Raw genomic sequence first — 5682 nt, forward strand, 5'->3', positions numbered from 1 at the left:
AAAAAATTTTTTCCATTTAAATCTCATCATAATTCAAATACCTCTCCTTCAAACACCCTTCTTTACAGGAGTTGATCTGAAATAGTCTATCTTTCTTTTTTCATAATCACTCCCTGGTTTACAGTTATTCATTCTTTCATGTTGCCTTCACACCTCCTTTTTCCCACCCATACCTTATCCAGTCTTTCTTTTCACGTTTCATCGGTATATTTATTATTATATATAAAGGATATTATTTTTTCAATTGTATATTATAAAAAATATTTTTTCTTTTTTATGAAATGAAAGGAAGATTATAAAATTACAATCCTATGGAGAAAGTTTCATTTGGGCATACAATAAAAAGAGCCCATTACAAATCGCTTTGCAATGAGCCCCTTATTTCATAAATATCCCATATACTATTTCACAACTCTGTCAATTATGCGTCACAACCGCTCCGCTGCCCCCATACATCTCCACTTTACCTTCTAATTCTACCTTCAGTACCGTAACCTGCTCATGACAATCCTTTTCTCCCATATAGATCCATGTAATGCCCGGAATCTGAAACCAGGGCACACCGCCGTGTACGTCATACGCAAGCTCTTTTCCCGAATGAAGCACTGTGACTTTCCTAATTTTATTACACAGGCCCTTGATGCTTATATTCTCCTTCGGTTTATCCTGCACAAATAAATACAGCGTTTCTCCATCCTTAGACATCGTACTGCCACCGGGATAATAGCGAATCATAATGCCTTCATCGGTACCAAATACAGCCTCTTCGTGCTCACCGATCCATTTGCCCAGTCCCAGAAGAATTTCTTCCTGTCTGGTATCCACGGTGCCATCTTCCCTGGGACCAATATCCAGAAGCATATTTCCGCCCATGCTGATGCAGTCACAGAACATACGGATAATCTGATTCAGGCTCTTATAATGATCATCATCCGGGGCATAACCCCAGGAATCATTTATGGTGGTACAGAACTCCCAGGCACCTTCGGGCCTTGTAATGGGCAGCCCCTGTTCCGGGGTTTTATAGTCTCCGTAACCGCATAACCGGGAATTGACCACAAGCTCCGGATTAAAGCTTCTCAGATAATCTTTCAATTTTGGAAGCCCCCACTGGGATGCACTCCTTTCCCAGTCTCCGTCGAACCAGATTAAATCTGCCGTGCCATAATTCCCAAGTACTTCCGAGAGCTGGTTTTTATTAAAATCCAGGAACCGCTGCCACGCTTCTTCGTCCTGGACTCCGTCCACCGGATTGGAAAAAGAATTTACCTGTGACAGATCCTCCGGTATCACACCTCCCTCATAGACCGAAGCATAGTCCGGATGGGACCAGTCCAGCAGAGAATAATACATCCCCACACGGATTCCCCTTTTTCGGACTGCTTTGGCATATTCAGCCACTATATCCCGTTTTGCCGGCGTTTTCTTTACCACGCTTAAATCACTGTATTTTGTATCAAACAGTGCTACACCGTCATGATGTTTCGTGGTAAGCACCGCATATTTCGCTTTGCTTCCTGCGATTAAATCTGCCCAGTATTCCCCGTCAAATGCAGAAGCCGTAAATCCATCCAGCTGCTTCATATAATCCTCGTAGGAAATCCGATTATTATAGAAAGACCAGGACTCCGCAATACCGTTAACCGCATAAATGCCGTAATGAATAAATATTCCAAGCTTCGCATCCTTAAACCATTGTGGAACCATTATAATATCCTCCGCTTTCTTTTGCTTATTGCTTCAGCCGATCAGGTCAGTCCCCGGCAAATTGACTCCCGGATCACCCTGGTCAGAGTCTTCGTGGAATCACAGCCATATTCCCAAAACATTATTCCTGCCAATCCCTGTTCCTTTACATATTCCGCCTTATGGCTGATGGACTCCTCATCTTCGTAGCTGATAAAGGTATCACCGTTAAACAGCCATGGTGCCTTTGCCTCATCATCCCAATAACGTTTAAATCCATTTTTATTAATATAGTGTTCTGCAAGCTCTCCGTAATCCGGTCCGTAGCCTCCGGTAGACTCCGCCATCTGCATCCATCCGTGATTCGCATCCGGAACCCCTTTCCACATCCGGGAATAAAATGCTGCCCCGATCACCAGCTTTTCCCTTGGCACACCAGCTTTCAGATAAGCCTGCACTGCCCGGTCTGTGCTGACATCCAGCAGATCTTCCCGGTTGTCATACAGGTTTGTGTGGTGTCCCGTTTCAATAGTAAAGCCGCCCCTCAGATCATAGGTCATAATCTGTACATAATCCAGATATTTTGAAGCCTCGGGCATATTGGTGCACCGCAGAAAATAATTTCCACCGCCCCCTGCGATATTTACCAGGCATTTGCGGTCTTTAATCTGATCCAGGCTGTGGCGCAGGTCTTTTAGCATAAGTGTAAAATTTTCTTTATCTTCCCTGGAAGCTTTAATTCCGCTAATTCCTATACAGGGATACTCCCAGTCAATATCGACGCCATCCAGTTGATACCGTTCTACCAGCTCCCGTGCGGAAGCAGCAAATTGTTTTCTTCCCCCATCCGTTGCCATTGTTTCTGAAAAACCTCCCGCTCCCCAGCCTCCAACGGAGAGCACCATTTTTAGTTCCGGGCTTTCTTTTCTGATATTTAAAAGGTTCTCCTGATAATCTGCAAGGTCACAGATTACATTTCCCTTATCAATCTTACCAAAGGCGAGGTTTAAAATAGAAAGCATTTTTGCATCTTCTGCTGTAAGTTCGGGAAGATGGTTCGTATAAATATAGCCGATTACTTGTTTGTCCAATTTCCGATTCAGTGAATATCATAAACGCTGCGGACGCGCAGACCGCTGGTACTGCCGCTTATGACAGTCACTCTCCTTTCTCCTGCATTCATGTCAAAATAATTGTCAGACAGCACCAGATCCTCTTCTTCGTTTAAAATCTCCACACTTTTTGCATAAGCATCTGCCGTCACAACAATTTCATTTCCTTCTATCCGCAAGGCAAGCCCCGGGTCCCGGTAGCGGAAATATTTGGGGTAAGTGAAAATGACGGTTCCCTCCGAGATTACCACCCCGTTTTCCTCTGCCTCATAGCTAACATATTCATTCATATAATCAATCTCAGGCAGTTCCACTTTATCCAGCCAGACAGCCGACATTGCTTTCACCTGTATGGTATCCTCCATCAGACGAATAACCGATGCATCTGAATTCCTAAGTGCCCAGCGTACTTTTATCGTGCGCTCCGACAGGGTCTCATTTGCTACATTCAGCCGGATGGACTTGTCAAAATTGAAATGCTGGCGGTTCATATCCGCTTCCTGGGTCATCCAGCTCTCTTCCTCACAGGAAATCATGCAGGGTGCAAAGAAGCGTTTCGCATAATACATAAGAGCCTTCCATCTTCCGCATGAATCAATGGCGGACCAGGAAATTACCGGCCAGCAGTCATTTAACTGCCAGAATACAGCTCCCATACATCTGCCCCGGTTTCTCCGGAAATGCTCCACACCATATCGGATGCCGTCTGCCTGCAAAAGCTGGGATGCATAAATCAAAGTGGAAAAGCTGGTGGGATATAGATACATCTGCTGCATATATTTCACAATCTTCCCATTGCCACCATTATTGCGTTCATGTTTCTCACATACATAAGAAAACAGGTTTAAATCTTTTGGATCATCGGTAATCTCTTCCATGGTTTTTAAGGAAGGAATTGACTGAAATCCAAACTCCGAGATATAGCGGAAATAATATTTGCGGTATTCCGAAAATGGTTTATTGCCATGCCAGACTTCCCAATAGTGTACGTCCCCTCTGTCCGGATCATTTGGTTTGTCAAAAGAGCCCCCAGAGGATGGGCTTGCAGGCCAGTAAAAAGTATCCGGATCATGCTCTTTTAACACTTCGGGGATGAGTTTCTCATACATAAACAGATAGTCCCTTACTTCGGAAGGCTTTGTCACCCAGCAGCGCTGCTCCACGAACATCTCCATTTCATTATTCCCGCACCAAAGCCCCAGGGAAGCATGGTGCCGGATTCTCTTAATGTTTGTGATAAATTCTTCCCGGATGTTGTCTTTGAACTCCGGTGTAAGTTCATAGACCGAGCAGGCAAACATGAAATCCTCCCATACGATCAGCCCCATTTCATCACAGGCATCAAAAAACCAGTCTTCCGGGTAATACCCGCCGCCCCAGATGCGGACCGAATTAAAGTTAGCAAGTCTGCACTGTTCTAGTAAGCGGTAAGTACGCTGGCGGGTGGTACGTCCGATCAGATGGTCCTCCGGAATGTAGTCAGCCCCCATGGCAAAGATTGTTCTGCCGTTTATTTCATGGGCAAAGCTCTCTCCCCACTGATCCTTCTCCCTGCGTACCGTCATGGTCCGCAGACCTATTCTTTTCTGCCAGATATCTAATAGCTCATCCTTATGATACAGCAGTACCTTAATATCATAAAGGGGCTGCTCTCCGATCCCATTTGGCCACCATAGCCGGGGCTGACTTATGGTAAAGGTATCCGTTCCGGTCTCTTCACATAAAATTCTGCCATCTGGATCTGTAATCAAAACTTTCATATACAGACCCTCTGTATGAGAAGGCTCGGTATGAAAAGGTTCTACCCGCACCAGATTCTTATCTGCCGTTCTGTTCGTATTTTGGAAATTGTCGTTCTTCTCATTTATCTCTGCTTCCACATTTAACGTTAACAAGACCTGACCGGCTCCATGCTCCTGATGTATTCTTACGTTATCAATTCTGGCATGATGGATTCCAATCAGTGAAACCGGGCGGAAAATTCCTGCATCGGGCAGGCAGGCGCCCCAGTCCCAGCCAAACATATAATGGGCCTTTCTCAGATGCATAAATCCCTCAACCGTATCTTCATTTCCAATATTTCCATATTTTTGATATGCCTCTGCCAAAAATTTAAGCGGTGAGTGGAAAACCACCATGAGTTCATTATCTCCTGGTTTCAGCATATCCTGCACCTCATATTCCCATGTCCGGTGCATGCTGAATGCCGCTCCTGCCTTTTGGCTGTTCACATAGATATCGGCAAGGGTATCCAAACCATCAAAATGCAGTAATATCCGTTCACAATCTTCAAATGCTTCCGGTTCAAACACAAACCGGCACACATATTCATAGTCCTTATTCATTAGCTTCTTGGCACGGATCTCGTTGTCCTTAAAAAATGGATCCTCCATGTTTCCATTTCTAAGCAGGTCTGTATAGACACTGCCCGGAACGACAGCCTCCTGGAATATTTCTCCAAGGGGTCTCATTTTCCAGCCATGATTTAATTCCAGTCTTATCACACTTTTCCTCATTTCTTTGGATTACTTCTTCTCCGGCTTTCCTAAGGAGTAATCTATATTTCTTCTTTGTTCATATCCCGTAAGAAATCGGCAAGCCAGAATATCACATGGGAAACTCTGTACAATTCAGATTCCCTGCTGATACTTCTCCACATTTTTTTGTATTCACTGAACCAGCATTCCAGCTTCTGTGCAGTCTCTTTTGCCTGGTCCGCACATCCTTTTATCCCCAGAAAATGATTCTTATAGATCAATAATCCCACACTGTTCAGCACCCGAATGCCCTCTGCTCCTATGAGATAATCATGAACTGCCATTTTCTCTCCTGCAGTCATCGCTGCTACGCATTTCTTCAGTTCCAGCTCCTCAGCCAGAAGAAT

At 44.6% G+C, this 5682-nt stretch carries 3 protein-coding genes and 1 pseudogene; all 4 read right to left on the reverse strand.

All coding sequences use genetic code 11. The features are described from left to right. Positions 1–417: 417 nt before the first annotated feature. Positions 418–1707: an alpha-L-fucosidase gene (locus ACH2DQ_RS23895; RefSeq protein ID WP_394912340.1), complete on the reverse strand. Its 1290-nt coding sequence runs from the start codon at positions 1705–1707 to the stop codon at positions 418–420. A gap of 41 nt (positions 1708–1748) precedes the next feature. Then, positions 1749–2777 carry a glycoside hydrolase family 18 protein gene (locus tag ACH2DQ_RS23900; protein ID WP_394912341.1) on the reverse strand — a complete coding sequence of 343 codons (1029 nt, stop codon included), beginning with the start codon at positions 2775–2777 and terminating at the stop codon, positions 1749–1751. Between the two features lie 8 nt (positions 2778–2785). Continuing rightward, on the reverse strand, positions 2786–5302 hold the full coding sequence (locus tag ACH2DQ_RS23905; protein ID WP_395028558.1) for a glycosyl hydrolase 2 galactose-binding domain-containing protein: 2517 nt from the start codon (positions 5300–5302) through the stop codon (positions 2786–2788). A gap of 53 nt (positions 5303–5355) precedes the next feature. Beyond that, positions 5356–5682, reverse strand: a pseudogene (locus tag ACH2DQ_RS23910) (hypothetical protein); the annotation flags it as partial.

The organism is Robinsoniella sp., assembly GCF_034124845.1.

Excerpts from the sequence above, each read along its gene's own strand:
- ACH2DQ_RS23895 (WP_394912340.1), bottom strand. The coding sequence starts at position 1,707 with ATGGTTCCACAATGGTTTAAGGATGCGAAGCTTGGAATATTTATTCAT.